Source organism: Leisingera sp. ABM4_103, from assembly GCF_056158685.1.
This window is the reverse complement of the sequence record NZ_JBSWTU010000005.1, coordinates 2746080-2768631: the sequence shown is the minus strand read 5'-3', so window position 1 is coordinate 2768631 and position 22552 is coordinate 2746080. Positions and strand designations below refer to the sequence as shown.

27 protein-coding genes are annotated in these 22552 nt (G+C 64.7%); 11 read left to right on the top strand and 16 right to left on the bottom strand.

Annotated features, from left to right (window positions below):
- Nucleotides 1-12: 12 nt before the first annotated feature.
- Both ACXAED_RS15155 and ACXAED_RS15150 read right to left on the bottom strand, forming a co-directional pair.
- Nucleotides 13-270 carry a succinate dehydrogenase assembly factor 2 gene (locus tag ACXAED_RS15155; protein WP_475051099.1) on the bottom strand — a complete coding sequence of 86 codons (258 nt, stop codon included), beginning with the start codon at nucleotides 268-270 and terminating at the stop codon, nucleotides 13-15.
- A 7-nt stretch (nucleotides 271-277) separates the two neighbouring features.
- Nucleotides 278-694, bottom strand: coding sequence for a helix-turn-helix domain-containing protein (locus ACXAED_RS15150; RefSeq protein WP_475051097.1), 417 nt, complete (start codon nucleotides 692-694; stop codon nucleotides 278-280).
- A gap of 96 nt (nucleotides 695-790) precedes the next feature.
- On the opposite strand from ACXAED_RS15150, the gene ACXAED_RS15145 reads away from it, so the two are divergent.
- The gene (locus ACXAED_RS15145; RefSeq protein ID WP_475051095.1) at nucleotides 791-1993 is read left to right on the top strand and encodes a pyridoxal phosphate-dependent aminotransferase; all 1203 of its coding nucleotides are present in this window, start codon (nucleotides 791-793) and stop codon (nucleotides 1991-1993) included.
- Nucleotides 1994-2007: 14 nt separating this feature from the next.
- The gene (locus tag ACXAED_RS15140) at nucleotides 2008-2421 is read left to right on the top strand and encodes a hypothetical protein (RefSeq protein WP_475051094.1); all 414 of its coding nucleotides are present in this window, start codon (nucleotides 2008-2010) and stop codon (nucleotides 2419-2421) included.
- A gap of 21 nt (nucleotides 2422-2442) precedes the next feature.
- On the opposite strand, the gene ACXAED_RS15135 is transcribed toward ACXAED_RS15140, so the two are convergent.
- Nucleotides 2443-3222 (bottom strand): hypothetical protein, encoded by a 780-nt coding sequence (locus tag ACXAED_RS15135; RefSeq protein WP_475051092.1) that lies wholly within the window; start codon nucleotides 3220-3222, stop codon nucleotides 2443-2445.
- 145 nt (nucleotides 3223-3367) lie between these two features.
- Between ACXAED_RS15135 and ACXAED_RS15130 the strand changes: the two genes are divergently transcribed.
- Complete coding sequence (locus tag ACXAED_RS15130; protein WP_475051091.1) at nucleotides 3368-3730, top strand: PRC-barrel domain-containing protein; 363 nt, start codon at nucleotides 3368-3370, stop codon at nucleotides 3728-3730.
- A 13-nt stretch (nucleotides 3731-3743) separates the two neighbouring features.
- Here the strand turns inward: ACXAED_RS15130 and ACXAED_RS15125 are convergent, their stop codons facing one another.
- On the bottom strand, nucleotides 3744-4190 hold the full coding sequence (locus ACXAED_RS15125) for a nucleoside deaminase (RefSeq protein ID WP_475051089.1): 447 nt from the start codon (nucleotides 4188-4190) through the stop codon (nucleotides 3744-3746).
- 170 nt (nucleotides 4191-4360) lie between these two features.
- Here ACXAED_RS15125 and ACXAED_RS15120 point away from each other — a divergent pair, with 170 nt between their 5' ends.
- Entirely contained in the window at nucleotides 4361-4729 is a 369-nt protein-coding gene (locus ACXAED_RS15120; protein ID WP_475051087.1) for a DUF1428 domain-containing protein, read from the top strand.
- 25 nt (nucleotides 4730-4754) lie between these two features.
- Here the strand turns inward: ACXAED_RS15120 and ACXAED_RS15115 are convergent, their stop codons facing one another.
- Entirely contained in the window at nucleotides 4755-6137 is a 1383-nt protein-coding gene (locus ACXAED_RS15115; RefSeq protein WP_475051086.1) for an MATE family efflux transporter, read from the bottom strand.
- A gap of 118 nt (nucleotides 6138-6255) precedes the next feature.
- On the opposite strand from ACXAED_RS15115, the gene ACXAED_RS15110 reads away from it, so the two are divergent.
- Nucleotides 6256-6906: a TIGR02453 family protein gene (locus ACXAED_RS15110; protein WP_475051085.1), complete on the top strand. Its 651-nt coding sequence runs from the start codon at nucleotides 6256-6258 to the stop codon at nucleotides 6904-6906.
- A gap of 3 nt (nucleotides 6907-6909) precedes the next feature.
- Here the strand turns inward: ACXAED_RS15110 and ACXAED_RS15105 are convergent, their stop codons facing one another.
- The 6 genes from ACXAED_RS15105 to parE all read right to left on the bottom strand — a co-directional run bounded on the left by ACXAED_RS15105 (nucleotide 6910) and on the right by parE (nucleotide 13128).
- On the bottom strand, nucleotides 6910-7824 hold the full coding sequence (locus ACXAED_RS15105; RefSeq protein ID WP_475051083.1) for a nickel/cobalt transporter: 915 nt from the start codon (nucleotides 7822-7824) through the stop codon (nucleotides 6910-6912).
- A gap of 1 nt (nucleotide 7825) precedes the next feature.
- Nucleotides 7826-8461, bottom strand: coding sequence for a DUF1007 family protein (locus ACXAED_RS15100; RefSeq protein WP_475051081.1), 636 nt, complete (start codon nucleotides 8459-8461; stop codon nucleotides 7826-7828).
- A gap of 63 nt (nucleotides 8462-8524) precedes the next feature.
- Nucleotides 8525-9466, bottom strand: coding sequence for a polyphosphate kinase 2 (ppk2, locus tag ACXAED_RS15095; RefSeq protein WP_475051080.1), 942 nt, complete (start codon nucleotides 9464-9466; stop codon nucleotides 8525-8527).
- Between the two features lie 181 nt (nucleotides 9467-9647).
- Complete coding sequence (locus ACXAED_RS15090) at nucleotides 9648-10256, bottom strand: carboxymuconolactone decarboxylase family protein (RefSeq protein ID WP_475051079.1); 609 nt, start codon at nucleotides 10254-10256, stop codon at nucleotides 9648-9650.
- Between the two features lie 355 nt (nucleotides 10257-10611).
- The gene (locus tag ACXAED_RS15085) at nucleotides 10612-11160 is read right to left on the bottom strand and encodes a hypothetical protein (RefSeq protein ID WP_475051077.1); all 549 of its coding nucleotides are present in this window, start codon (nucleotides 11158-11160) and stop codon (nucleotides 10612-10614) included.
- Between the two features lie 9 nt (nucleotides 11161-11169).
- Complete coding sequence (parE, locus tag ACXAED_RS15080) at nucleotides 11170-13128, bottom strand: DNA topoisomerase IV subunit B (protein WP_475051075.1); 1959 nt, start codon at nucleotides 13126-13128, stop codon at nucleotides 11170-11172.
- A 313-nt stretch (nucleotides 13129-13441) separates the two neighbouring features.
- Between parE and ACXAED_RS15075 the strand changes: the two genes are divergently transcribed.
- The 6 genes from ACXAED_RS15075 to ACXAED_RS15050 all read left to right on the top strand — a co-directional run bounded on the left by ACXAED_RS15075 (nucleotide 13442) and on the right by ACXAED_RS15050 (nucleotide 18734).
- A complete protein-coding gene (locus tag ACXAED_RS15075; protein ID WP_475051073.1) occupies nucleotides 13442-14857 on the top strand; it encodes a pyridoxal phosphate-dependent decarboxylase family protein in 1416 nt (471 codons plus the stop codon).
- Nucleotides 14858-15447: 590 nt separating this feature from the next.
- Entirely contained in the window at nucleotides 15448-16209 is a 762-nt protein-coding gene (locus ACXAED_RS15070; protein ID WP_475051072.1) for a hypothetical protein, read from the top strand.
- Nucleotides 16210-16236: 27 nt separating this feature from the next.
- Nucleotides 16237-16893, top strand: coding sequence for a DNA-3-methyladenine glycosylase I (locus ACXAED_RS15065; RefSeq protein WP_475051071.1), 657 nt, complete (start codon nucleotides 16237-16239; stop codon nucleotides 16891-16893).
- An 18-nt stretch (nucleotides 16894-16911) separates the two neighbouring features.
- Nucleotides 16912-17592: a hypothetical protein gene (locus ACXAED_RS15060; RefSeq protein ID WP_475051070.1), complete on the top strand. Its 681-nt coding sequence runs from the start codon at nucleotides 16912-16914 to the stop codon at nucleotides 17590-17592.
- A 153-nt stretch (nucleotides 17593-17745) separates the two neighbouring features.
- On the top strand, nucleotides 17746-18180 hold the full coding sequence (locus ACXAED_RS15055; RefSeq protein WP_475051068.1) for a DMT family transporter: 435 nt from the start codon (nucleotides 17746-17748) through the stop codon (nucleotides 18178-18180).
- A 167-nt stretch (nucleotides 18181-18347) separates the two neighbouring features.
- Complete coding sequence (locus ACXAED_RS15050) at nucleotides 18348-18734, top strand: hypothetical protein (RefSeq protein ID WP_475051066.1); 387 nt, start codon at nucleotides 18348-18350, stop codon at nucleotides 18732-18734.
- 41 nt (nucleotides 18735-18775) lie between these two features.
- Here ACXAED_RS15050 and ACXAED_RS15045 read toward each other — a convergent pair whose 3' ends face one another.
- From ACXAED_RS15045 to ACXAED_RS15025, 5 genes are all read right to left on the bottom strand, one after another.
- Entirely contained in the window at nucleotides 18776-19117 is a 342-nt protein-coding gene (locus ACXAED_RS15045) for a zinc ribbon domain-containing protein YjdM (RefSeq protein WP_475051065.1), read from the bottom strand.
- A 78-nt stretch (nucleotides 19118-19195) separates the two neighbouring features.
- On the bottom strand, nucleotides 19196-19513 hold the full coding sequence (locus ACXAED_RS15040) for a bactofilin family protein (protein ID WP_475051063.1): 318 nt from the start codon (nucleotides 19511-19513) through the stop codon (nucleotides 19196-19198).
- A 139-nt stretch (nucleotides 19514-19652) separates the two neighbouring features.
- Nucleotides 19653-20297 carry a hypothetical protein gene (locus tag ACXAED_RS15035; protein WP_475051061.1) on the bottom strand — a complete coding sequence of 215 codons (645 nt, stop codon included), beginning with the start codon at nucleotides 20295-20297 and terminating at the stop codon, nucleotides 19653-19655.
- A gap of 254 nt (nucleotides 20298-20551) precedes the next feature.
- Nucleotides 20552-21235, bottom strand: coding sequence for an ABC transporter ATP-binding protein (locus ACXAED_RS15030; protein ID WP_475051059.1), 684 nt, complete (start codon nucleotides 21233-21235; stop codon nucleotides 20552-20554).
- Complete coding sequence (locus ACXAED_RS15025; protein ID WP_475051057.1) at nucleotides 21228-22514, bottom strand: lipoprotein-releasing ABC transporter permease subunit; 1287 nt, start codon at nucleotides 22512-22514, stop codon at nucleotides 21228-21230. The genes ACXAED_RS15030 and ACXAED_RS15025 overlap by 8 nt, the downstream gene beginning before the upstream one ends.
- Nucleotides 22515-22552 lie beyond the last annotated feature (38 nt).

Below are 22552 nucleotides of genomic sequence, written 5' to 3'. Positions count from 1 at the left end.
GCCGGGATTTTATTATTTTTGGTGCGTTTGCGCTATGTCTGCGACCAGTGCGCGGAACCGCTCATGCGGTTCCGCCTGGCCGGTCACCCACTGGTACAGATCCTGGTCGTTTTCGTGCAGCAGCTGGTCATAAAGATCCAGCTGCGCAGCGTCCATCTGCTCCAGATTGGCGGCTGCAAAGGCCGACAGCAGGATATCCATTTCCTTGATACCCCGGCGCATAGAGCGCATCTGCAGCCGCTTCAGGCGGATGGTCCGGTCTTCCTGCATTTCGGTCTCAGGCAACTTCGGTGGTCTGGCCGTCATTGACCTGCAGCAGGGTCCGCAGCTTCTTCTCCAGCCGTGCCGCCCGCTCCGCGTTCTGGCGCATTTCGCTGCGCAGGTCGCGCAACTCGTTCAGGACGCTTGTGAAATCGCCTGCTTCCAGCTCCAGCGGCGCCGGTTCCGACATGCCTTCGCCTTCGCCGGTCAGCAGCCAGGACATCGACACGTTCAAGACGCCGGCCAGCATCGTCAGCTTGTTGGCGCGCGGCTCAGCCAGATCGCGTTCCCAGGCGCTGAGGGTCGATTTCTTGATCCCAAGCCGGCGCGCAAGCTGGCCCTGGGTCATCCCTGCAGCCTCGCGCGCAGCCGCTACGCGGTCACCGAAAGTTGCTGCATCCGGGCCGTACCAGTCTGTGTTCTGCTCAGTCATGTCAGTTCTCCTAACTCAAATCGCCAATGCAGCTTGATCGCTGTTTGGCGGCACCCTATGACAGTTCCGCAGAACATACAAACCGGGGCACAGCCAATGTCTTTCCTGTCCGAGACACTCTCGCGCGTCAAACCGTCACCCACCATCGCGATGACGGCAAAAGCCGCCGAACTGAAGGCAGCCGGACGCGACGTCATTGGCCTCAGCGCGGGCGAGCCGGACTTTGACACGCCGCAGAACATCAAGGACGCAGCCGTCGCCGCCATCGCCGCGGGCAAGACCAAATACACCGCCCCCGACGGCATCCCGGAGCTGAAACAGGCGGTCTGCGCCAAGATGAAGCGCGACCACGGGCTCGGCTACACTCCGGCGCAGGTCTCTGTCGGCACCGGCGGCAAGCAGACGCTCTACAACGCCCTGATGGCCACCCTGAACGAGGGGGACGAGGTGGTGATTCCAGCCCCCTACTGGGTCTCCTACCCCGACATGGTGCTGCTGGCCGGCGGCACCCCGGTCATTGCTGAAACCTCGCTGCAAACAAATTTCAAGCTGACCGCCGATCAGCTGGAGGCGGCGATCACCCCCAAGACCAAATGGTTCATCTTCAACTCCCCCTCCAACCCCACCGGCGCGGGCTACAGCCGGGCGGAACTGAAGGCGCTGACAGATGTGCTGCTGCGCCACCCGCACGTCTGGGTGATGACCGACGACATGTATGAGCACCTCGCCTATGACGGGTTCGAATTCTGCACCCCGGCCCAGGTGGAGCCGCAGCTTTATGACCGCACCCTTACTTGCAATGGTGTGTCCAAGGCCTATGCGATGACCGGCTGGCGCATCGGCTATGCCGCAGGCCCGGAACAGCTGATCGCGGCGATGCGCAAGGTCCAGTCGCAATCGACCTCCAACCCCTGCTCGGTCAGCCAATGGGCCGCGGTGGAGGCGCTGAACGGCACCCAGGACTTCCTGGCGCCCAACAACGAAATGTTTGTCCGCCGCCGTGACCTGGTGGTGTCGATGCTGAATGAAATCGACGGCATCTCCTGCCCCACGCCGGAGGGCGCGTTTTACGTCTACCCCTCCATCGCCGGGCTGATCGGCAAGACCACGCCGGCTGGCAAGGTGATCGAAACCGACGAGGATTTCGCTACCGCTCTGCTGGAGGAGGCCGATGTCGCCGTGGTCTTTGGCGCTGCCTTCGGCCTGTCGCCGAACTTCCGGGTCAGCTACGCCACCTCTGACGCCGCGCTGGAGGAGGCTTGCAGCCGCATCCAGAACTTCTGCGCGTCGCTCAAATAAACAGGAGACCAGACATGAGCGCCGATCTGCCGGAATATTACTTCCGTGTCCGCGAGAACGGCGCTTTTGTCTTCCGCGTCGACACCGAGAACCGCCAGCGGCGGATCGAGATGGACCAGATCGCCGTTGTGAATATCCGCAACGGCGAGATCAAACCGCACGGCCAGCGCCAGCTCAGCGATCAGGACATTGCCGAGATCAAGTCCTGGATGGAGGCCCGCACCGCCACCCTCGCGGCCCGCGATTTGGACGATATCCACCGCGCCATCGACCATCTGAACCTCACCGCCCACTGGGCCAACAGCCGTGCCACGGATGAGCAGCTGGAGGAAGTCACAGACGCCCTGCTGCTGGCCATGCACGACCTGCGCAGCGTGCTGGTGCGCAAAAAGGCCGACCGGCTGATCAAGGCCCGGGGCGGCGAGTAAGACATTGTTTCCGCGTCCAAATCACCCGCAGATTAGCGACCGAACCGAATAGGACGGGAACTGCATCTGCGGCAGCCGCTGCCCGGACCGGCTGTCCAGCCCCGAAGGCCGCGGCGGCAGCAGCGGGTTGCCCAGCACAAACAGGCTGCGCTGCCACCTCTCCAGCGGTGTCCCGGACCCCGGCCCGCCCAGTTCCAGCCGCCACCGCAGATGCAGAATTGCCCTTGAACGGGCATCGCCGCCCAGCCAGAACGGGCGGCTGGCGCTCGCGCGCCCGGTCAGAGGCTCCGCCCCCTCCACGCTGGCAATCTGGCAGATGTACTGGGCCTTCACCGCTGCCCGCACCCCTCCGCCCGGCTGGTTCCGCGACAGCGTCACGACGTGACCGCCCTTGATACCAGCCCCGCGAATGGCGAATTCCAGCGGATGCGGCAGCTCAAACCGCTGCGTCAGGGCACCCGGCCCGAACAGCCGGTCCTCGCCCTGCCAGACCTCCCCGCTGGCAAAACGCAGCACATAGCGCCCAGGCGGCACCAGCACCTTGAAGAATTCGCCGCCCTCGATATAGGCCGCCAGCGCCGCCTTTCCGGTCTGCGCATCGCTGAGGGTGAGATAATAATCCGCCCCCTCCGGCGTCTTCACTTGCAAGGGGAACACTGCCGGCAGCCCGGTACGGTTCCACATCAGCCCGGCCCGCGGCGGCTCCGCCATCAGCGCCAGCGGCGCAAGGCAGGAGAGCATCAGCGCCAGCACCGCAGCCAGACGCCTGCCTGCGTGTTCAACAGCAATCCTGAGCCTCATGGCAGCCTCCTTTGCGCCGCAGCGGCGGGTTCGCTGCCAGCCTAGCACATATGCCGGTCATCCATCGCCCCGTCCAACGCGCCGCCGGAACAATCGCAGGGCCGGAACGTTGAGTTTCCATCACACCACAAACAGGAGAAAACCCATGCAACAGGCTCAACACGGCACTGAAAGCAGTCTCGTCTCCACAAACGATGTGACCGGCACCGCGGTCTATGATGAGGCTGGCGAGAAGGCCGGCACCATTGATCACCTGATGATCGACAAATCATCCGGCAAAGCGGCCTATGCCATCGTGACGTTCGGAGGGTTCCTGGGCCTTGGCGAACAGGAATACGTTATCCCCTGGGGCTCACTTTCCTACGACAGCGGCCTGCAAGGGTTCCGCACCAGCATCACCCCTGAACAGCTCGAAAGCGCTCCGGCGCAGTACGAAGGCTGGCACCGGGACCGCAAGCACGAGGAAAGCATCTACGATCATTACCAGGTGCCCTATTACTGGTTCTGACCGCCCGGGCGTCCTATTCGGCGATGTCTTCCGCCCACAGCTCCGGCTTTTCGCGGATGAACCGCTGCATCAGCGCGATGCAGTCCGGGTCCTCGGCAATCACCACTTCCACGCCGCGGGCGCGCAGGAAATCCTCGTTGCCGCCAAAGTTCTGCGTGTCGCCGATCACCACCCGCGGAATACCGAACTGCACGATGGTGCCGCTGCACATCATGCAAGGCGACAGCGAGGTATACAGCACCGTGTCCCGGTAGGTCTTCTGCCGCCCGGCCTTGCGCAGCGCATCCATCTCGCCATGGGCAATCGGGTCGCCCTTCTGCACCCGCTGATTGCGCCCCTGCGCCACCACCTGGCCGCCGCGCGCCAGCACCGAACCGATCGGGCAGCCGCCCTCGTCAAAACCTGCCTTGGCTTCCTCATAGGCAATCCGCAGCAGTCGCTTGTCGTCGTCGGTCATCATGGCAAGGGGCTTTCCGGTTGAAAATCAGGCTGTTCCGGAATCCTGCCCGCAGGGCACCAGGCGGTCAACCCCGCGCCGCGGCCCTCAGCAAGACGCTGGAGTGAAACGCCGCCCCGTGCCAAACTCGCCAAGGCCGGGCGGTGCCCGGGCCGATCCTAGGGAGGGCCGCCATGTATGTTGCCGGATTTGTGATCCCCGTCCCCGAAGAAAACTTCGAGGCGTACAAGGCCTGGGCCAAGACCAGTGCCGAGCTGTTCCGCGAATACGGCTGTTTGGAGATTGTCAACTCCTGGGAGGACAACGTGCCCGACGGCCAGCACACCGATTTCCGCCGCGCTGTGGCTGCCCGCCCGGGGGAGCGCATCGTCCTCTCCTGGCAGGTCTGGCCCAGCAGGGAGGAGATGGAGGACGCCGAAGCCCGCATCGCCAAGGACACCCGCTTCGACATCCCCGTCGAGATCCCCTTCGACCACCGCCGCCTGATACTGGGCGCGTTTTCCCCGATCCACATCATGGGACGCGGCAGCGGCGCGGACTGACAAGCGCTGTGCGGCCCAGCGCGGCCTACGCGGGCTTTGCCCCCACCAGCTTGATCGACTGCCCCCAGAACCGTTTCATCAGGAACAGCCCCGCCGTCGTCAGGCCGGCAACCAGCCCCATCCAGACGCCCACACCGCCCCAGCCGAATACAAACCCCATCACATAAGAGGCCGGGATACCCACCGCCCAATAGCTGAGCGCGGCAATCACCATCGGCACGCCTGTATCCTGCACCCCGCGCAACAGGCCCAGCGCAATCGCCTGCATCCCGTCCATCATCTGAAACAGCGCCGCCGCCGCTAAAAGGCCCGCACCGATCAGCAGGATCTGGTCTTTCTGCGGGTCCGCCGAGTCCAGGAACAGCGACATCAGCGGTCCGGGAATGGTCAGGAACAGGGTGACCCCCACCACTGAAACCCCCAGCGACATCGCCGTCACCACCTTGCCGCCGCGCGCCATGTGCGCCCGGTCGCCGCGGCCAAAGGCATTGCCCGCCCGGATGGTGGCGGCATTGGACAGCCCCAGGTGCACCATAAATGTGAGCCCCGCCAGCGAGATCGCAATCCCATGCGCCGCCAGCGGCACCGTGCCCAGCCACCCCATCATCATCGCCGAGGCCGCAAACAGGCTGCTCTCGCTCAGCGTCGTGAGGCCGATCGGCGTGCCCATCCGGAACACCCGGCCCAGCATCTCCCAGTCGGGGCGCTGGAAGTTCTTCAGCAGCTCATGCTCCGGCAGCACCTTCAGCGCATAGGCCAGCACCAGCACAAAGGACACACCGTTGGTCACAAGGGACGCAATCGCCGCCCCTGTAATCCCCAGCTCCGGCGCGCCCCAATTGCCGAAAATCAGCGCATAGTTCACCAGCGCGTTCAGCACCGCCCCGAACACCGACAGCCACAGCACGATCTGTGTCCGCTCCAGCGCCGCCAGATAGGACTTGGCCACCATGTACAACAGCGCGGGAAAGATCGCCCAGCCGGCAATCCGCAGATATTCGGCCGCCGCATGGGCCACCTCGGGCTCCTGCCCCAGCAGCAGCAGGATCGGCTCCGACCACCACAGCAAGGGCATTGCCAGCGCGCCATAGGCCAGTGACAACCACAGCCCCATGCGGGTGGAGCGGCGGATCTGGCGCTCCTCTCCAGCGCCCGCCGCAGCCGCCACCATCGGCATCACCGCAAAGGCAAAGCCGGAGCCCAGCAGAAAGATCGAAAAGAAATAGGTCGAGCCCAGTGTCACCGCCGCCAGCGCCTCCACCCCGTACCAGCCCAGCATGACCGTATCGGTCAGGCCGATGGCAAACTGCGCCACGTGGCCGCCGATCAGCGGCAGGCCAAGAACGGCAATCGCCCGGGCATGGCCGCCCGGTGACATTTCGGTGTGTCGGTTGGTTAACGTGCTCATGAAGCCAGCCTTAGGCTTGCCGGACGGTTCCGGCAAGAGCAGAGTCTCCTTGCCCCCTGCACAGGCCCATGGTGGTATTCTGCACAGACCGCCCCACCGCTTGCAGGAGCCATTTCAGATGACCGACCCCTTTGCGCAGCTGATCCCCGACGCCCGCGCCTTTCTGACCGAGCTGTCACAGAACAACAGCCGCGACTGGTTCACTGCCCATAAGGACCGCTATGAGGCGCAGCTGAAATCCCCCGCCCTGCTGCTGCTGGACGAGGTCGCGCAGGCGATCACCAAACGGACCGGCGCGCAAGCGGTGCCCAGACTGTTCCGCCCTCAGCGCGACATCCGGTTCTCCAAGGACAAGACGCCCTACAAGACCCATCTGCACATGATGTGGACGGTGAACAGCGCAGGCTGTGCGCTGTTCTTCGGCATCGACCCCAAGTCCTGCACCACCGGCGGCGGCATAATGAACTTCACCAAACCGCAGCTGCCATGCTGGCGCGAGGCCGTGGACGGCGAAACCGGGGACGAAGCCGCAGCCCTCGTGGACATCCTGGCGCTCAAGGGCTTTGCCGCCAATGAACCCGAGCTGAAGCGAGTCCCTGCCCCCTATGGCAAGGCGCATCCCCACGGGCACCTGCTGCAGCGCAAGTCCCTAACCTTCTGGCACGAAATGAGTCCGCGCGAACAGGACGCGCCGATGGCGGCGCTGATGTCCGCCTACCTGACGCTGGAGCCGATGTTCACTCTTCTGCAGGAAGCCCTGGACGCGTGACCGTTACAGCGCCCGCAGCATGATCTGACCCGCCAGCACGGCAACAACGCCACCCGCGAGGATCTCCAGCACCGCGGCAGCGCGCAAGGCGCCCGTTCCCTGCATTTGCGCCAGCGCCCCCTTTCGCATGGTCACGGCAGCCGCGGCCACAGCGACGGTGACCGTGGCGGTGCCCAGCCCCATGGCAAAGGCGCCGGCAATCCCGGACCACAAAACGCCCATCCGCCAGGTCAGCAGCAGCAGGAACACCGCCCCGGTGCAAGGCCGCAGCGCCACCGCGCCCACAATCGCCAGCGCATCGCGCAGCGAATGAACATTGGCCGCTTCCTCCACGGTCGGCCCGTGCCGGTGCCCGCAGGAGGAACACACCTCGTCGGCCTCATGATGATGGTGGTGATGATCATGGGCCCCGTGTCCGCCAGCCCGGCTGCCCAGCAGCCGCCGCAGGCCCCGTCCCAGCAGCCACAGGCCCACCAGTGCAATCAGCCCGTAGGACACCGGCGCCAGCACGTCCTCGGCTGCACTGGTCAGCTGCTCGCGCCCCCAGTCCAGCAGCATCAGCCCGCCCGCCACCAGCAGCACCGCAGTGGCCGCCTGCGCCAGCGAGGACGCCAGCGCCAGCCCGGCCAGCCGTGCCAGGGGCACAGGCTTGCCCATGCCATAGCCGCCGATCACCAGCTTGCCATGGCCAGGACCTGCGGCGTGGAAGAACCCGTAAGCAAAGCACAAGCTGAGCAGCGCCATCAGCGCGCCCGGCTCGCCCGCGCGCAAGGCCCGCAGCCCCCGCGCCATCGCGTTCTGCGCCTCCCGCTGCCCTTCCGCCGCCCAGGCCGACACCACCCCGGCCCCGCCAAAACCCCAGAGCCATAGCGCCAGACCCGCCACGCCCAGCGCAGCTATGGTCAGGAAAATCCGCACCTTAGGCCCCGCAGCTCAGCCGCACAGTATCGGCAAAGGCCTCGCCCACCTCAGGGTATGCCTCCTCTGCCTGATCGGCCGGCATCGCATACAGCAGCTCCTCCACCTTGGTATAGGCCGCATCCAGATCCGGCGGCGTGATGCTGCCCTGGCAGCCGCCGGAGACCTCCAGCCCGCCGGTCATCGTGTAAGCGGTGTAATAGCCCGGGTCATATGCCTTGATCACCACGCCATCGGCCGCCTGCGGCTGCACCAGGGCGCGGCGGTGCCGGGTGGTGATGCGCCCGTCCGCGACCACCGTCGCCAGATGCACCGGCGCCCCCATTTCCAGTTCGGCGCCGTCGCGGGTCAGGTAAGTATCCCCCTCGAACCCCTCGGTCCAGGCCATGTCGAACCCTTGCAGCTTGGCCAGCTCCTCCGCCGTCAGCGCACCATCGTAATCGCTGTCCAGTCCCCGGTCCTCGAAGATCAGCAGCGAATAGAACTCGTCATAGGCCCAGGTGATCTCAACCGCTTCCAGCTGCCCCGCGTCCGAGACAATCACCTTCAGCGCGGTATCGACAAAGATATGCGGGTGCGACCCGGCGTCCTGCGGAGCCAGCAGCGCAGCTGCGAACAAGGGAGCAATATGTTTCATGCGTCAAAGCATTACGCGCCTGACTGCAGCCCCGCAACCGCAGGGCTGCGCCGCAGGCGGGCTTCAGCGCGCCCGTGTGCCCGGATGCAAGGCTTTGCCCAGAATGTGATCGGACTGATGGATCACATGATGCGCCTGCCCGACGATCAGCGGATCCGGCTCCTGCACAATCTCAGGGTCCTTGCCGGGGTAATCCAGCGAGGCCAGGAAGTGCCGCATGCAGTTGATCCGCGCCCGTTTCTTGCAGTTGGACTTTATCACCGTCCAGGGCGCATCCGCCGTATCGGTGTAAAAGAACATCGCCTCCTTGGCCTCGGTGTAGTCATCCCACTTGCCCAGGGACGCCTTGTCGATCGGCGACAGCTTCCACTGCTTCAGGGGGTCGGTCTCGCGCGAGTCGAAGCGGCGTTTCTGCTCTTCCTGGGTGACCGAAAACCAGTATTTGTAGAGCCGGATGCCCGACCGCACCAGCATCCGCTCAAACTCCGGCGCCTGGCGCATGAATTCCAGGTATTCGTTCGGCTCGCAGAAACTCATCACCCGTTCGACGCCTGCGCGGTTGTACCAGGACCGGTCATAGAACACGATCTCGCCGCTGGTCGGCAGATGCCGCACGTAGCGCTGGAAATACCACTGCCCGCGCTCCTCGTCCGAAGGCTTGTTCAGGGCAACCACCCGGGCCGAGCGCGGGTTCAGGTGCTCGGTGAACCGCTTGATGGTGCCGCCCTTGCCCGCCGCATCGCGGCCCTCGAACAGCATCACGAACTTCTCGCCGGTCTCCTGTGCCCACAGCTGAACTTTCAGCAGTTCCGCCTGCAGCCGGGCCTTTTCCGCCTCGTACTCCTTGCGCACCATCTTGCGCGGGTACGGGTACTTGCCGCTCTCAAAGGCCCGCCGGATATCCTCTGCAGTTGGCGCCCGCGGTACGGCGGGGGGCACCTCCGGCTCCGGTGCCTGAACTGTCCCTGCGGCGCTGTTCACAATGTTCTGTGCTGCGGCGTCCATAAAAAGCTCCTTCTTTGAATCTGCGCCGCAACCATACTGCCGCCGCCGCCGCCCCGCCCTGACCTGCATCAAAAGATGAGCGGTTTGCACACCTAAAAGCGGACGCCAGGCCGCTTGATCCTCTTCATCTGGCTGAAAATATCCCGGGGTGAGGCCCGCCAGGGCCGAGGGGCAGCGCCCCTTACGTATGCCCCCAATCATCCGGGTTCTGCGAATTGTTCGGGCTCAGGCCCAGCACATCGCCTTTGGTGGAGCATCCCAGCCCCAGCACCGTCCGGTTGGCATAGGCGAAATAGGCGGTCACCTGGTTGATCTCCAGGATCTCCCCGTCGTCAAAGCCTGCATCCCGCAAGGCCTCGATATCCGCCGCGGTCACGCTGGCGGGGTCCTCCGTCAGCCGCCGCGCATACACCATCGCCTGCGCCTGCCCCGGCTCCAGCGGCGCCGCGCCCGGATCACGCGCCTCGATCGCCGCCCGGATCGCCCGCCCCCGCGCCTCATCCCCCAAAAGCCGCTGCAGCCCGGCGAAATGGTGCTCCACGCAATAGGCGCATTCGTTGAGGCTTGAGACCCAGACCCCCAGCACCTCCAGGAACCACTTCGGCACCGTGTTGCCCGTGTGGTGCAGCACATTCTTGTAAAGCGCCATGTGGCCTTCCATCGAATGCGGCCGCAGCGAGTGCACCATCATGATATTGTCGACATTGTTCCCCGGCCCGGTGACCCGCTCATAAAGCTTCTTCAGCTTGCCGGCGGCGTCCTCGAACGGAACGGTTCTGATCCAGGCCATGCGTCTCTCCCTGACTGTCTGGGCGGAAGAGTAGCGGCTGCACGCATCAGTGGAAGACAAAACGGAACGTCAGACGCCTGCCCCCTTGGGACGTGAGGCGCCAGCCGCACGGCCCGCGCCTGACCTTCCCCGGGGAGTTCACGCCGGTTCCCGCAGGGACAAACGGTCCGGGGGACTGTTTGAGGCGTGGACGGGCGGAGCCCTTCGCAGCCAACAGCGCAAATCAAAGAGCGGCGCTGGCTGGATGCCCCTTGGGCCGTGAGGCGTCAGCCGCACGGCCCGCGCCTGACCTTCCCCCCGGGAAGGCGCATTCGCGCCCTCCCAAGGTCAGGCGCGGGCCTTGTGGTGTGGGAGCTTAGCGATTGAATACGCTATAAAGCCAGCCGTTGACCTGCTCTGGGAACAATATTGAACCTACTGATAAGGCAACTGGTGGGAAGTATTCGATCAGCAGTATTGAGAGTTGGGTTAGCCACATCGTGACATTCGCTGTCACCCCCCGCCATTTAGTCAATTTCTGTTTGATCTCGTCAAAATACACCCACCACGGATCAGGTGGGCCATAGTCATCTTCATACCCGAGTTCATCGGGGTTGACGTCGACGGAGTAAGCCTTGTCCTTTTCGATCTTAATTCTTTGGTCGATTGATCTAAAGATAAAGCCCTGAGCGGCACCTAGTATATTTGAAAAGTTGAGTAAAAAATAGACCCACGCAAAATACAAAGTTAGCAAGCGTGCAGTTGTTAAAATCTGGCTTTCACGGATCTCAATTGTTAGCCCCAACAGGTCTACATTGTTTCCGGTAACACTGACGCCTGCCAGAAAAATTGTTGCAGAAGAGCAAGCTAGCAAAGCTCTTCTTGCTGACTTAAGTTCGTGGTGTTCGAGCAAAATTGGGAGCATAGTCAGCCCTCAAACATCCAGCTCCTCAACAAACTTCGCATTCTCCTGAATATACTGGAAGCGAAGCTCGGGTTTCTTGCCCATCAGACGCTCGACCAGGTCGCCGGTCTCGCCGGGCTCGTCCTCATCGATCGTCACCCGGATCAATTTCCGGGTCTTGGGGTCCATCGTGGTCTCCTTCAGGTCCTTGGCGTCCATTTCGCCAAGACCCTTGAAGCGGCTCACATCAATCTTGCCCTTGCCGCCCAGGCCCTTTTCCAGCCATTTGTCGCGCTCGGCCTCGTCCAGACAGTAGACGCGGCGTGCGCCTTGGGTCAGTCGGAACAGCGGCGGGCAGGCGAGGTAGAGGTGGCCGCCGTCGATCAGCGGGCGCATCTGGGTGAAGAAGAAGGTCATCAGCAGCGACGCGATATGGGCGCCGTCGACGTCCGCATCGGTCATGATGATGATCTTGTCATAGCGCAAGTCATCAAGGTTGAACTTGGTGCCGAGGCCGACCCCTAGCGCTTCGCAGAGGTCGTTGATCTCGGCGTTTGAGCCGAGCTTGTTGGAGGCGGCGCCCAGCACGTTCAGGATCTTGCCCTTCAAGGGCAGCAGTGCCTGATTTTCGCGGTTGCGCGCGCCCTTGCCGGAGCCGCCGGCGGAGTCGCCCTCGACGATGAACAGCTCGGTGCCCGCGCGGTTCTTGGCGGTGCAGTCGGTGAGCTTGCCGGGCAGGCGCAGCTTCTTGGTGGCGGACTTGCGCTGGGTCTCCTTCTCCTGCTTGCGGCGCAGGCGTTCCTCGGCGCGCAGGATCAGGAAGTCGAGAATGGCGCCGGCCGATTTGGTGTCGGCGGCCAGCCAGTTGTCGAAATGGTCGCGGACCGAGTTTTCCACCATTTTGTTGGCAGATTCAGTCGACAGGCGGTCCTTGGTCTGGCCGACAAAGGCCGGGTCGGCGATGAAGCAGCTGACCAGCGCGCAGCCGCCCGCCATCAGGTCGTCGCGGGTGATCTGGGCGGCCTTCTTGTTGCTGACCAGCTCGCCATAGGCCTTGATGCCCTTAAGGATGGCGGACCAGAAACCCGCCACATGGGTGCCGCCCTCGGGCGTGGGAACGGTGTTACAGTAGGACTGGGTGAAACCGTCGCGCGACGGCGTCCAGTTGATCGCCCACTCCACATAGCCCGGCTCGCCGAACTTCTCGCGGAACTCGACCTTGCCCGCAAAGGGCACGTCTGCATAGACGGAGGATTTGCCCAGCACTTCGGTCAGGTAGTCGCGCAGGCCCCCGGGGAAGTGGAAGGTGGCCTCTTGCGGCGTCTCCCCGTCGTCGATTTCCGATTTCCAGCGGATTTCGACGCCGGAGAACAGATAGGCCTTGGAGCGCACCAGGGTGAACAGCCGCTTGGGCTTGAAGCGGTGGTGGCCGAAGATTTCCTCGTCGGCGTGGAAGGTCACGAAGGTGCCGCGCTTGTTGGGGGCGGCACCGACCTTCTCGACCGGACCCAATGGCAGACCGCGGGAGAAGCGCTGTTCGAACAGTTCCTTGTTCTTGGCCACTTGCACGACCATGGAATCCGACAGCGCGTTCACAACCGAGGAGCCGACACCGTGCAGGCCGCCGGAGGTCTGATAGGCCTTGCCCGAGAACTTGCCGCCCGCGTGCAGGGTGCACAGGATCACCTCCAGCGCCGATTTGTCCGGGAACTTGGGGTGCGGGTCGATCGGGATGCCGCGGCCGTTGTCGGAGATGGTGACGGCGTAATCGGCGTGCAGCGTCACCTCGATCCGGTTGGCATGGCCCGCAACCGCCTCGTCCATCGAGTTGTCGAGGATCTCGGCCACCATATGGTGCAGCGCGCGCTCATCGGTGCCGCCGATATACATGCCGGGGCGCTGGCGGACCGGTTCGAGGCCTTCCAGAACCTCGATCGAGGACGCGTCATAGGTATCGGCTGCAGGCGTGCTGAGAAGGTCGTCGGCCATGTGCGGGAACTGCTCTTCCTTGGTGTTGATTGGCGGCCATTATGGCAGGTGTTGGGGCCGGGTGGAAGAGGGCCGCAAGGGGCTGTGGATAAGGCCGGGCTGAGCTTCGTACCGCTTTAAATCTTCTAAGGACAGGGCTGCGCCTGGCCCCGGATTGGAGGCCATCCGGCGTGCCGCCGGGCTGCTGGCATGTGCGAGTTTTCAAACCATCGAAGCTAAGTTCCGGTTATTCGGGTGCGTCGATATTTTCCGTGCGGCGCAAGGGGCTGCGGGCTAAACCTCTGCCAGCTAAGGGCAGAAGGAGGGCGCGCGGGTGGCTGAGAAGGGAATCAAGACGCAGGACTGGGCGGCGTTCCGGGCTGAGGCGCAGCGGATGCTGGACGCCGCGCTCGACCAGATGCAGCAGGCTGCGGAGCGTCCCTGGCAGCCGGTGCCGGAGGATATTGATGCGCGTTATGCGGTGACGGCAGAGGCGCTGGGGCCGCGGGCAGCGGTGGACCGGATCATCCGCGACGTGCTGCCCTATCACGGCGGCAACACCCATCCGCGGTTCTGGGGCTGGGTGCAGGGCTCGGGTTTGGCCTCGGACCTGATCAGCTCACTGGCGGCGGCGGCCGTCAACGCCAACATGGGCGGGCGCGATCACGGCGCGAACTACATGGAGCGCGCGGTGGTTGACTGGACACGCCGCAAGATGGGGATGCCGGAGGGCGCCAGCGGGCTCCTGGTGACCGGCACTTCGCAAGCGACGGTGATTGCCTTTCAGGCGGCGCGGCTCAGGGTGCTGAAGGACCTGCGCAAGCATGGCCAAGGCGCTGTGCGGCTGACCGCCTACGCCGGGGACGGCGTCCATAACGCAACGCTGAAGGCGGTGGAGCTTTTGGGCATCGGCTCGGACAACCTGCGCAAGGTGCCGCTGAAGGACGGTCAAATGGACTGCGCTGCTTTGGCGGCGATGGTTGCAAGCGACAAGGCCGCCGGGGCGAAGCCCTTTCTGGTGGTGGGCAATGCCGGCACGGTGGACCTTGGGCTGTTTGACGATCTGAACGCGCTGGCGGATGCCGCGGCGGATCTGGGGTTGTGGCTGCATGTGGACGGGGCCTTCGGCGCCTGGACCCGGATCGCGGAGGAGCCGTACCGGTCGCTCAGCGACGGGATCGGGCGGGCCGACAGCATTGCGCTGGATTTCCACAAGTGGATGTATGTGGGCTATGACTGCGGCATGGCGCTTTTGCGCAACGAAGACGAGCACCGGGCGGCCTTCGCGGCGCGGCCCGCCTATCTGGAAGGGGCCGAGCGCGGGCTGGCGGGCGGCGAGCCTTGGTTCTGCGACTATGGCATTGACCTCAGCCGCGGCAACAGGGCGCTGAAGGTCTGGACGGCGCTGGAAACATATGGCGAAGCAGCCTTTTCCGAGGCGATCACCGGCAATTGCGAGCTGGCGGCGTTTATGGCGGCAGAGGTGGAGCGACAGCCCGATATGGCGCTGGGGGCGCCGGTGGTGTCGAATGTCTGCGTGTTCACGGCACGCAGCAATCTGCCGCCGGAGGCGCAGTCGCAGGTGAACGCCCGCATCGCCCAGACCCTGCAGGAAAGCGGCGAGGCGGTATTCTCGACCACCCGGGCAGACGGCCGGGTGATGCTGCGGGCGGCGATCACCAACCACCGCAGCCGCGAGGCGGATGTGCGGGCGGCCATTGCTGCAGTGGCGCGGGAAGCGGCAAAATAACGCTTGCTGCGAGTGTGCCGCGGCACAAGGCCCGGGCCTGACCTTGGGACGGCACGCAGACGCCTGTCCGTTTTGCCGGAGACGAACCTCCAGCCCTTCAGTTCGAAAGGCAGACCGGCGCAGACCAGGCCGCAAGCGGTTCGGTCAAAACGGCTTCCCCGTTGCCTCACGCCGCAAACCACCGCACGCCCCGCTTGCCGCGCCTTAACCCGGCTCTGCCATACTCACCTGCGTCGCGACACATGGTGCGGTCTGACACCCCGCACCGTCAGGAGATACGGAACCCCCAAGACCACCTCCTTCATTGGGTGCAGGGGTTTTCCGCAGATGAGAGCTTTCGAGCGGACATGGGGGCTTGCGACCCCCTGCCCGGCCCTCCGCCCTCTGGCGGCGCCGCCTCCTCTACTCCGGCCGCTGACCACCGGCCACACGAGACAAGGGGCACCCGCCCCGCACAGCCAGCCGCCCCGGACGGAGACACCCTCCCGCCGGGCCGCAGCCCTGCGCGGTGACAGCTTCGTGAGGGCGGTTGCCTGAAACCCCTGCCTCTTCCTATGGTTAGGCCATCACACCCAGCCAGGAGACCGGGCATGGCCTTCATCGCGGACAACCAGCTGCCCCTGCTCCTCATGTTCTTCTTCGCAGGGCTGATCGGCACCGCCTTCCTGTTCCGCAAACCCGCAGGCCACCGCGCCTGGAAACTGGCGGACCTCGTCTGGGTGGTCCTCGGCGGCTTCGGCGCGCTGGTCGCCGTCATCTCCGGCATTTACGCCGCCGACAGCTCCAAGCTCGAACGCCAGATCGACATCGCCTATGCCGCAACGGCGGCCTTCGACCGCGACGCCGCCCGCTTCCGCCTGCGCTTCTGCGACCCGGCCTATGACGCCGACATCGCCGTCCTGTGCGAAAAGGTCGAATTCCTCTCCGCCTCCACCGCGGGCAACGCCGAGCTGCCCCTGTTCATCGCAGTGACGGATGAGGTCGCGCCCCTGCAGGGTCTCAGCTTCCTGTTCGGCGGCCGCGGCACAGCAGACGGAATGAAAGAAATGGAAGCCCAGGCCAGCGCCTTCGATCCCGAGGCGTTCCTGGTCTTCACCTCGCTCGACGCCCCGGCCCAGGAAGCCGTGGACAACATGCGCCGCAAGGTGCCCGCCATCGCCGGCGATTACCTGATCATCGCCCGCGCCTATGACGACCTGATCGCCCATGTGTCCAAGCTCAAGGAGGAGTGGGAATACCTGCAGGACAATGCCCATATCCTGGTCCTGCAGATCATTGCGCTGTGCCTCGTCAGCTTCGCCGCCCCCTTCCGTCTCGGCAAATCCATTGTCGAGCTGCGCCAGCGCCGCTAACCTGACCTGACGCCACAGGACCCTGCCATGCGCACATTCGACGAGATCTACGCCATTTCCGCAGACCGCCACGGCGGCGCCGCGGCGCTGGAGGAGAAACTCAGCAGACCCGATCCCAAGGTGACGGCGCTGCCGGAAGACCGCTGGCTGTCCGTGATGACCAAATGCATCTTCCAGGCAGGCTTCAACTGGAAAGTGATCGAGGCGAAATGGGACGGGTTCGAGGAGGTCTTCCACGGCTTCGACCCGGGCCCCTGCGCCTTCATGGCCGAGGACGAGTTCGACCGGATCCTCAGCGACACCCGCGTCGTGCGCAATGGCGCCAAGCTCGCCACCGTGCGCCACAACGCCGCCTTCCTGATGGAGCTGCGCGACGAGGGCGGCGCGGGCCAAGTGCTGGGCGGCTGGCCCTCCACCGATTACATCGGGCTGCTGGACATGCTCAAGAAACGCGGCGCCCGCCTTGGCGGCAACACCGGCCAGTACGCCATGCGCTTTGCCGGCCGCGACAGTTTCATCCTCAGTCAGGACGTCACCACCCGCCTGATCGCCGAAGGCATCATAGACAAACCCGCCACCTCCAAGACCGCGCTGAAGGCGGTGCAAGCCGCGTTCAACGACTGGATGGAGCAATCGGGACGCACGCTCACCGAAATCAGCCGCGTGCTGGCGATGAGCTGCTGACGCAAAGGCCCTGTGCAGATGATCCGCCTGCTGCTCCTCGCTTTCCTGATCCTCACCGCCTGCGGCCGCCCGCTGACGCAAACCGAACGCGCCTATCTGGACGGGCTGCACGGCACCAGCCTGAACACGGACAGGATCCGCATCGTCAAGGGGGCCCCGGTCGGCGCGGTCACCTTCCGCCGGATGCCGCGCCCGCGCGTCACCTGCCGCGAGCGCATCCTGCCGCCGGTCAAGGATGAGATCGTTACTTCCTCCCCGGCCGCGGTGGCGCTGTTCAACCGGATCTTCTTCACCCGCGACTGGTACCTGGAAAACTACCTGCCGGAGTACCCGGACCGGCTGCACCTGGTGGAGGCGATGCTGCTGGCGCATGAGATCACCCATGCCTGGCAATGGCAGAACCGCAAGCGCACCGGCTATTCGCCGCTGCGCGCGGCGGTGGAGCATGGACAAAGCCGCGACCCCTATCTGTTCGACCTGGAGGGAGAGCCCGATTTCCTGACCTACGGGTTTGAGCAGCAAGGCGCCATCATGGAGGAATACGTCTGCTGCCGCGCCCTGGCCCCGCAGGCGCCCCGCACCCGGCGGCTGCACAAGATGCTGGCCGCCGCCATGCCGGTGAGCCCGCTGCCGCAAAGCCGCGAAAGCGATGTCTACCTGCCGTGGAACGGTGCAGAGCTGGACGGCATCTGCGACTGACCCGCCGTTTTCCGCCGCGGAGAACGGCCATAGAAAGTCTATTTTTATGGCCGGAATTCGCGCCGGATTCCGGCACTAGGCCGCAACGTAGCGCTTGTGCTGCCAAGGGATTTCCGTTCACAAAACCGCAGAGACACCTGCAGGAGCCGCGACATGACCCAATACGCCCTCATCATGCTGGCCGCAGGCCTCGGCATCCCGGTGCTGGCGGCGCTGAATGCAGCTTTGGGAAAACTTATCGGCTCCCCCGCATCCGCCGCCGTGGTGCTGTTCCTGATCGCGCTGGTTGCAACAGTTCTTTATGCGCTGATTGCAGGCCCGCAGGCGCTGGCCAAGATCCCGGCGGCGCCCAAGCATCTGTTTCTGGCTGGGGTTCTGGTGGCCTTTTACGTCCTGTCGATCACCCATGTGGCGCCGCATTTCGGGGTGGGGAATGCGGTGTTCTTCGTGCTGATCGGCCAGCTGATCTCTGCCGCAGCCATCGACCACTTCGGCCTGTTCGGCGCCCAGATCAGCCCGCTGACACTCACCCGCGCCGCGGGCATCTCAGTGATGGCGCTGGGGGTCTGGATCACCCAGATGGCGTGATGGCGGCCCCGACCGCGCCCCTTCCCGGGCAGACGCTCCATTGCCCCCTAACACGGCCCTGTCCGGGCAATAAAACACCGGACTCGCAGTCCGCAGCCCGGAAGGCCCATTGAGCACGGAAGCGTTAAGAAGCAGATTTAAAACCTTATTATTTCAGGCAATTTCACATGAACAAAAGCACACGCCTGCGCCAGCTGCCCCTCCTGTTCGTCTACACACTCACAGGCGGGCTGGCTGGCACTCTGGCTGCAAATCTGCTGCTCCCGGCGATCATCCCCGCTGGCAAACCGCCGGGATTGCCCGACGGACTCATCGTGATACTGGCTTCTTTGCCCATGCTCGGCGGTATGCTGGCAGGAATCTGGCTTCACGGGGCCGTTGCCGCCAAGCGGCAGAATTCCGGTACCGCCATAACAAAACGGTCCCTGCTTTGGCGCATCCCCGTATTCGCGGTCTTTGCACTGGCGATGTTCACAGCGATTGTGGTGACGGGATCGAAGCTGTCAATTTCGCTGGCAGCCGGACACGCCGAAGCCGCCGTACCGCAGCAGTGACGCACCGGCCTCGCGGTTTCCGGCCTGACAGCGCAAAGACTTCAGCCCGCCACCTTCTTCACGAACTGGGATTTCAGCCCGATCGGCCCCACCCCCGGCACCTTGCAGTCGATGTCGTGATCGCCATCCACCAGACGGATGCCGCGCACCTTGGTTCCGACCTTGATGACAGAGGATGTCCCCTTGAGCTTCAGGTCCTTGATCACCGTCACAGTGTCCCCGTCGCTCAGCAGATTGCCGACACTGTCACGGACTTCCGCAGCAGTGTCCGCAGCCTCCCCCGCCGCCCATTCATGGGCGCACTCAGGGCAGATCAGCAGGGCGTCCACCTGATATGTATAGGCAGAGGCGCATTCGGGGCACGGCGGCAATGTGTCAGTCATGCCCCGCTCGTAGCCGGCAAGGCGCAGGGAGGCCAGCAGGAATTGCCTGCCCTGCAATGGGCCGCTGCACCAGCGGCCTCAGCTCTTGCCGCTGACCTTGATGTTGCCTTCAACCTGGGCACCGCTTTCGGTCGACATGCTTTGCGCCGAGACGTCGGCCCGCACCCTCGAGCTGGCCGCCAGCCGCAGGTCGTCGCACTCGATCTTGCCGCTGTAGGCGCCTTCCACGGTGACCGACTTCGCACTCAGCGCGCCATCGACGGTGCCGCCTTCCAGCACTGTCACCGCCTGCGCCGAGACATCGCCGACCACCCGGCCGCGGACCTCGACGCTGCCTTTGCTGGAGGTGACATTGCCTTCGACCGTCACATCTTTCTCGATTACCGAATTCACCACGTCTCAGCCCTTTCTGCGCATCCCCGGACAGCCTAGCCCGCCCGGCTGGAATTTAACAGCTGATAGCAAACCACCGCCCGGCCGCCAAAGCCGCCTGGCCCCGGCAGGCAAGGTTCCGCCGCCCCGCCCTTCTGCCGGGCTACTCCACCTGGGGAAACGGCGCGGGCAGCGGCGCGGCGCTGTACTGGAACAGCGACCCCCAGAACCCGCCCGGACTGGGCTGCCAGGGCGCCGTGTTCATGTCCAGCGCCACGCAGGCAGAGGACCGCGTGGCCGGGTTTTCCTTGGCCCGCTCACAGCGCTCCGGCGTGGTGTGGCAGGCTACCAGAAAGTTCTGCGCCCCTTTCCTGCCGCTGTCCTCCTGGTAGCAATAGCGGATCGCTTCCTCCTGCAGCTGCGCGCGGGCCTGCTCGACCAGCTGCTGGTTTCCGGCCACCGTCTTGCTGGCCGCCTCCAGCGCCACGGCGGCGTCCTGCTGCACCAGCTCGGCCTCGCGCTCCAGATCCCCGGTTCCGCCCCCGGCGGCCTGCAGCGCCTGGGTCAGCCGCGCGTTCACCTTCTGCGCCTCCGCCAGCGCCGTCTGCAGCTCCGCCACGGTGGCGTCGTATTCGACCAGCTTGGATTTCCACTTGAAGCCGGCAAAGCTGCCCTCCTCAAACCCCGCGCTGACCAGAATGCCGTTCAGCTTCTGCGGAAACAGCAGGAACACCGCAAACAGCGCAATCACCGAAGCATCGCGCAACAGCACCACCAGATCCTTCAGGACCGAGACCGTCTTCTGCATCTGAAACCACCGTCACTGGAGAACGTACCATGCACCAGAGTGGACCAGTGCCGTTGATAAGGTCAAATGGCGGAGAACAGCCGGGCGAGCGCCTGCCCGCGGGGTGGCGCCGTGACGCTGATGCAAGGCAGTTTATCCCTGCCAAATCCGTACGAGTTGTCAGAAGATCACTGCCCCCGCAAAAGCGCCAGCCCGTGCGGGCGGGCAGGCGCTCGCCCGGCGGCGCTGCGCGCCTTGTTCCGGGCGGCAGGCACCTAAACCGGCACCAGCAGCCCGTTCTCCAGCTTGACCTGCCGGTCCATCCGCGCTGCCAGTTCCAGGTTGTGGGTGGCAATCAGCGCTGACAGGCCGGTGCCGCGCACCAGCTCCATCAGCGCCGCAAACACCTGGTCCGAGGTGCCGGGATCGAGGTTCCCGGTCGGCTCATCCGCCAGCAGAACCCGCGGCGCGTTGGCCAGCGCCCGGCAGAAAGCCACCCGCTGCTGCTCGCCGCCCGACAGCGCCGCCGGGCGGTGATCGGCGCGGCCTGCAAGGCCCACGGTGCCCAGCAGCTCCGCCGCCCGCGCCACCGCGGATTTCTGCGAAGCGCCATTGGCCAGCTGCGGCAGCACGATGTTTTCCAGCGCCGAGAACTCCGGCAGCAGGTGGTGGAACTGATAGACAAAGCCCACCTCCTGACGGCGCACACGGGTGCGGCGGCGATCGCCCTTGCGGGTCACGTCTTCACCAGCCACCCGAACCTCGCCCGCGTCCGGCGTGTCCAAGAGCCCCGCGATATGCAAGAGCGTCGACTTGCCCGCGCCCGAGGGCGCAACCAGTGCCACGATCTCACCGGCCTGCAAGGCCAGATCGGCACCGCGCAGCACCTCGACCTGCCCTGGCGTGCCTTTCAGATAGGATTTGGCGATCCCCTTCAGCTCCAGCGTGATCTCATTCATAGCGCAGCGCCTCCACCGGATTGAGCCGCGCCGCGCGGCGGGCCGGGAAAATGGTCACAAAGAACGACAGCCCCAGCGACAGCGCGGTGGCCGAGACCACATCCGCCAGCCGCAGCTCCGCAGGCAGCGCATAGATGCCGCGGATCGAAGGGTCCCAGACGCCGCCGCCCATGATGTAGTTCACAAAGGAGAAGATCGGATCGATATAAAGCGCAAACAGGCAGCCCAGCACCACGCCGCAAATGGTACCGATCACTCCGGTGAAGGCGCCGCAGATGAAGAACACCCGCATCACCGAGCCTTCGCTGAGGCCGATGGTGCGCAGGATGCCGATGTCGCGGCCCTTGTTCTTGACCAGCATGATCAGCCCCGAGACGATGTTCATCGCCGCGATCAGCACCAGGATCGACAGGATAATGAACATCACGTTGTCCTCGACCTCCAGCGCCCGCAGGAAGCCGCCGGAGGCATCGCGCCACGTCCAGACGCCTGCAGTGCCGCCCGCCGCCTGCTGGATATCCAGCGCCATTGCGTCAACATTTTCGGGGTCCTCGACCATCACCTCGATCTCATCCGCCACGCCCTCGCGGTTGAAGAACGCTTGCGCCTCGGCAAACGGCAGGTAGACCCGGGTGCGATCAATGTCCCAGCGGCCCGCAGTGAACACATAGACCACCTCATAGGCATTGACCCGCGGGCTGGTGCCAAAGGCGGTTTTGACGCCATTGGGGGAGATCAGCTTGATCTTGTCGCCGACGCTCACCCCAAGCTCCCGCGCCACGCCGGAGCCAATGGCGATGCCCTCTTCAAAGCGCGACAGATCCCCTATGGCCTCTTCGCTTTGGGCGACACCCGGAATGCCCTGAATATCCGCGGCGGAGATGCCATAGACCTCGACCCCCGCATTACGCTGTCTCAGGTTCGCCATCACCTGCCCCTTGACCAGCGGCGCTGCGCGGGTGACGCCCGGCACTGCGGCCACGGTCTCGGCCAGTGCCTCGTAGTCCTTCAGCGAGCGGTCCAGCACACCCGCTTCGTTCACCTCGCCATAGGAATAGACAGTGACATGGGCATTGGCGCCCAGGATGGTGCCGACAAATTCCGACCGGAAGCCGGAGCGCACCGCCAGCGTGGCAATCAGCGCAAATACCGCCAGGGTGATGCCGATCAGGCTGATCCAGGTCATCACGCTGACCCCGCCCTCGGCCTTGCGGGCGCGAAGGTAGCGCCAGGCGATGATCCATTCGAAACGGGAAAACGGCGGTGGTGTCGTGGCCATAGAGGGGTCCTGCCCGGGAAATTTGCCTGCAACCTGTG

Coding starts and splice junctions, on each gene's coding strand:
- ACXAED_RS15130 (WP_475051091.1), top strand. CDS start 3,368: ATGCAACAGGCTCAACACGGCACTGAAAGCAGTCTCGTCTCCACAAAC.
- ACXAED_RS15085 (WP_475051077.1), bottom strand. CDS start 11,160: ATGCTCCCAATTTTGCTCGAACACCACGAACTTAAGTCAGCAAGAAGA.
- ACXAED_RS15110 (WP_475051085.1), top strand. CDS start 6,256: ATGACCGACCCCTTTGCGCAGCTGATCCCCGACGCCCGCGCCTTTCTG.
- ACXAED_RS15060 (WP_475051070.1), top strand. CDS start 16,912: ATGATCCGCCTGCTGCTCCTCGCTTTCCTGATCCTCACCGCCTGCGGC.
- ACXAED_RS15135 (WP_475051092.1), bottom strand. CDS start 3,222: ATGAGGCTCAGGATTGCTGTTGAACACGCAGGCAGGCGTCTGGCTGCG.
- ACXAED_RS15125 (WP_475051089.1), bottom strand. CDS start 4,190: ATGATGACCGACGACGACAAGCGACTGCTGCGGATTGCCTATGAGGAA.
- ACXAED_RS15070 (WP_475051072.1), top strand. CDS start 15,448: ATGGCCTTCATCGCGGACAACCAGCTGCCCCTGCTCCTCATGTTCTTC.
- ACXAED_RS15090 (WP_475051079.1), bottom strand. CDS start 10,256: ATGGCCTGGATCAGAACCGTTCCGTTCGAGGACGCCGCCGGCAAGCTG.
- ACXAED_RS15065 (WP_475051071.1), top strand. CDS start 16,237: ATGCGCACATTCGACGAGATCTACGCCATTTCCGCAGACCGCCACGGC.
- parE (WP_475051075.1), bottom strand. CDS start 13,128: ATGGCCGACGACCTTCTCAGCACGCCTGCAGCCGATACCTATGACGCG.
- ACXAED_RS15045 (WP_475051065.1), bottom strand. CDS start 19,117: ATGACTGACACATTGCCGCCGTGCCCCGAATGCGCCTCTGCCTATACA.
- ACXAED_RS15120 (WP_475051087.1), top strand. CDS start 4,361: ATGTATGTTGCCGGATTTGTGATCCCCGTCCCCGAAGAAAACTTCGAG.
- ACXAED_RS15030 (WP_475051059.1), bottom strand. CDS start 21,235: ATGAATGAGATCACGCTGGAGCTGAAGGGGATCGCCAAATCCTATCTG.
- ACXAED_RS15100 (WP_475051081.1), bottom strand. CDS start 8,461: ATGAAACATATTGCTCCCTTGTTCGCAGCTGCGCTGCTGGCTCCGCAG.
- ACXAED_RS15140 (WP_475051094.1), top strand. CDS start 2,008: ATGAGCGCCGATCTGCCGGAATATTACTTCCGTGTCCGCGAGAACGGC.
- ACXAED_RS15145 (WP_475051095.1), top strand. CDS start 791: ATGTCTTTCCTGTCCGAGACACTCTCGCGCGTCAAACCGTCACCCACC.
- ACXAED_RS15025 (WP_475051057.1), bottom strand. CDS start 22,514: ATGGCCACGACACCACCGCCGTTTTCCCGTTTCGAATGGATCATCGCC.
- ACXAED_RS15055 (WP_475051068.1), top strand. CDS start 17,746: ATGACCCAATACGCCCTCATCATGCTGGCCGCAGGCCTCGGCATCCCG.
- ACXAED_RS15150 (WP_475051097.1), bottom strand. CDS start 694: ATGACTGAGCAGAACACAGACTGGTACGGCCCGGATGCAGCAACTTTC.
- ACXAED_RS15035 (WP_475051061.1), bottom strand. CDS start 20,297: ATGCAGAAGACGGTCTCGGTCCTGAAGGATCTGGTGGTGCTGTTGCGC.
- ACXAED_RS15115 (WP_475051086.1), bottom strand. CDS start 6,137: ATGAGCACGTTAACCAACCGACACACCGAAATGTCACCGGGCGGCCAT.
- ACXAED_RS15050 (WP_475051066.1), top strand. CDS start 18,348: ATGAACAAAAGCACACGCCTGCGCCAGCTGCCCCTCCTGTTCGTCTAC.
- ppk2 (WP_475051080.1), bottom strand. CDS start 9,466: ATGGACGCCGCAGCACAGAACATTGTGAACAGCGCCGCAGGGACAGTT.
- ACXAED_RS15155 (WP_475051099.1), bottom strand. CDS start 270: ATGCAGGAAGACCGGACCATCCGCCTGAAGCGGCTGCAGATGCGCTCT.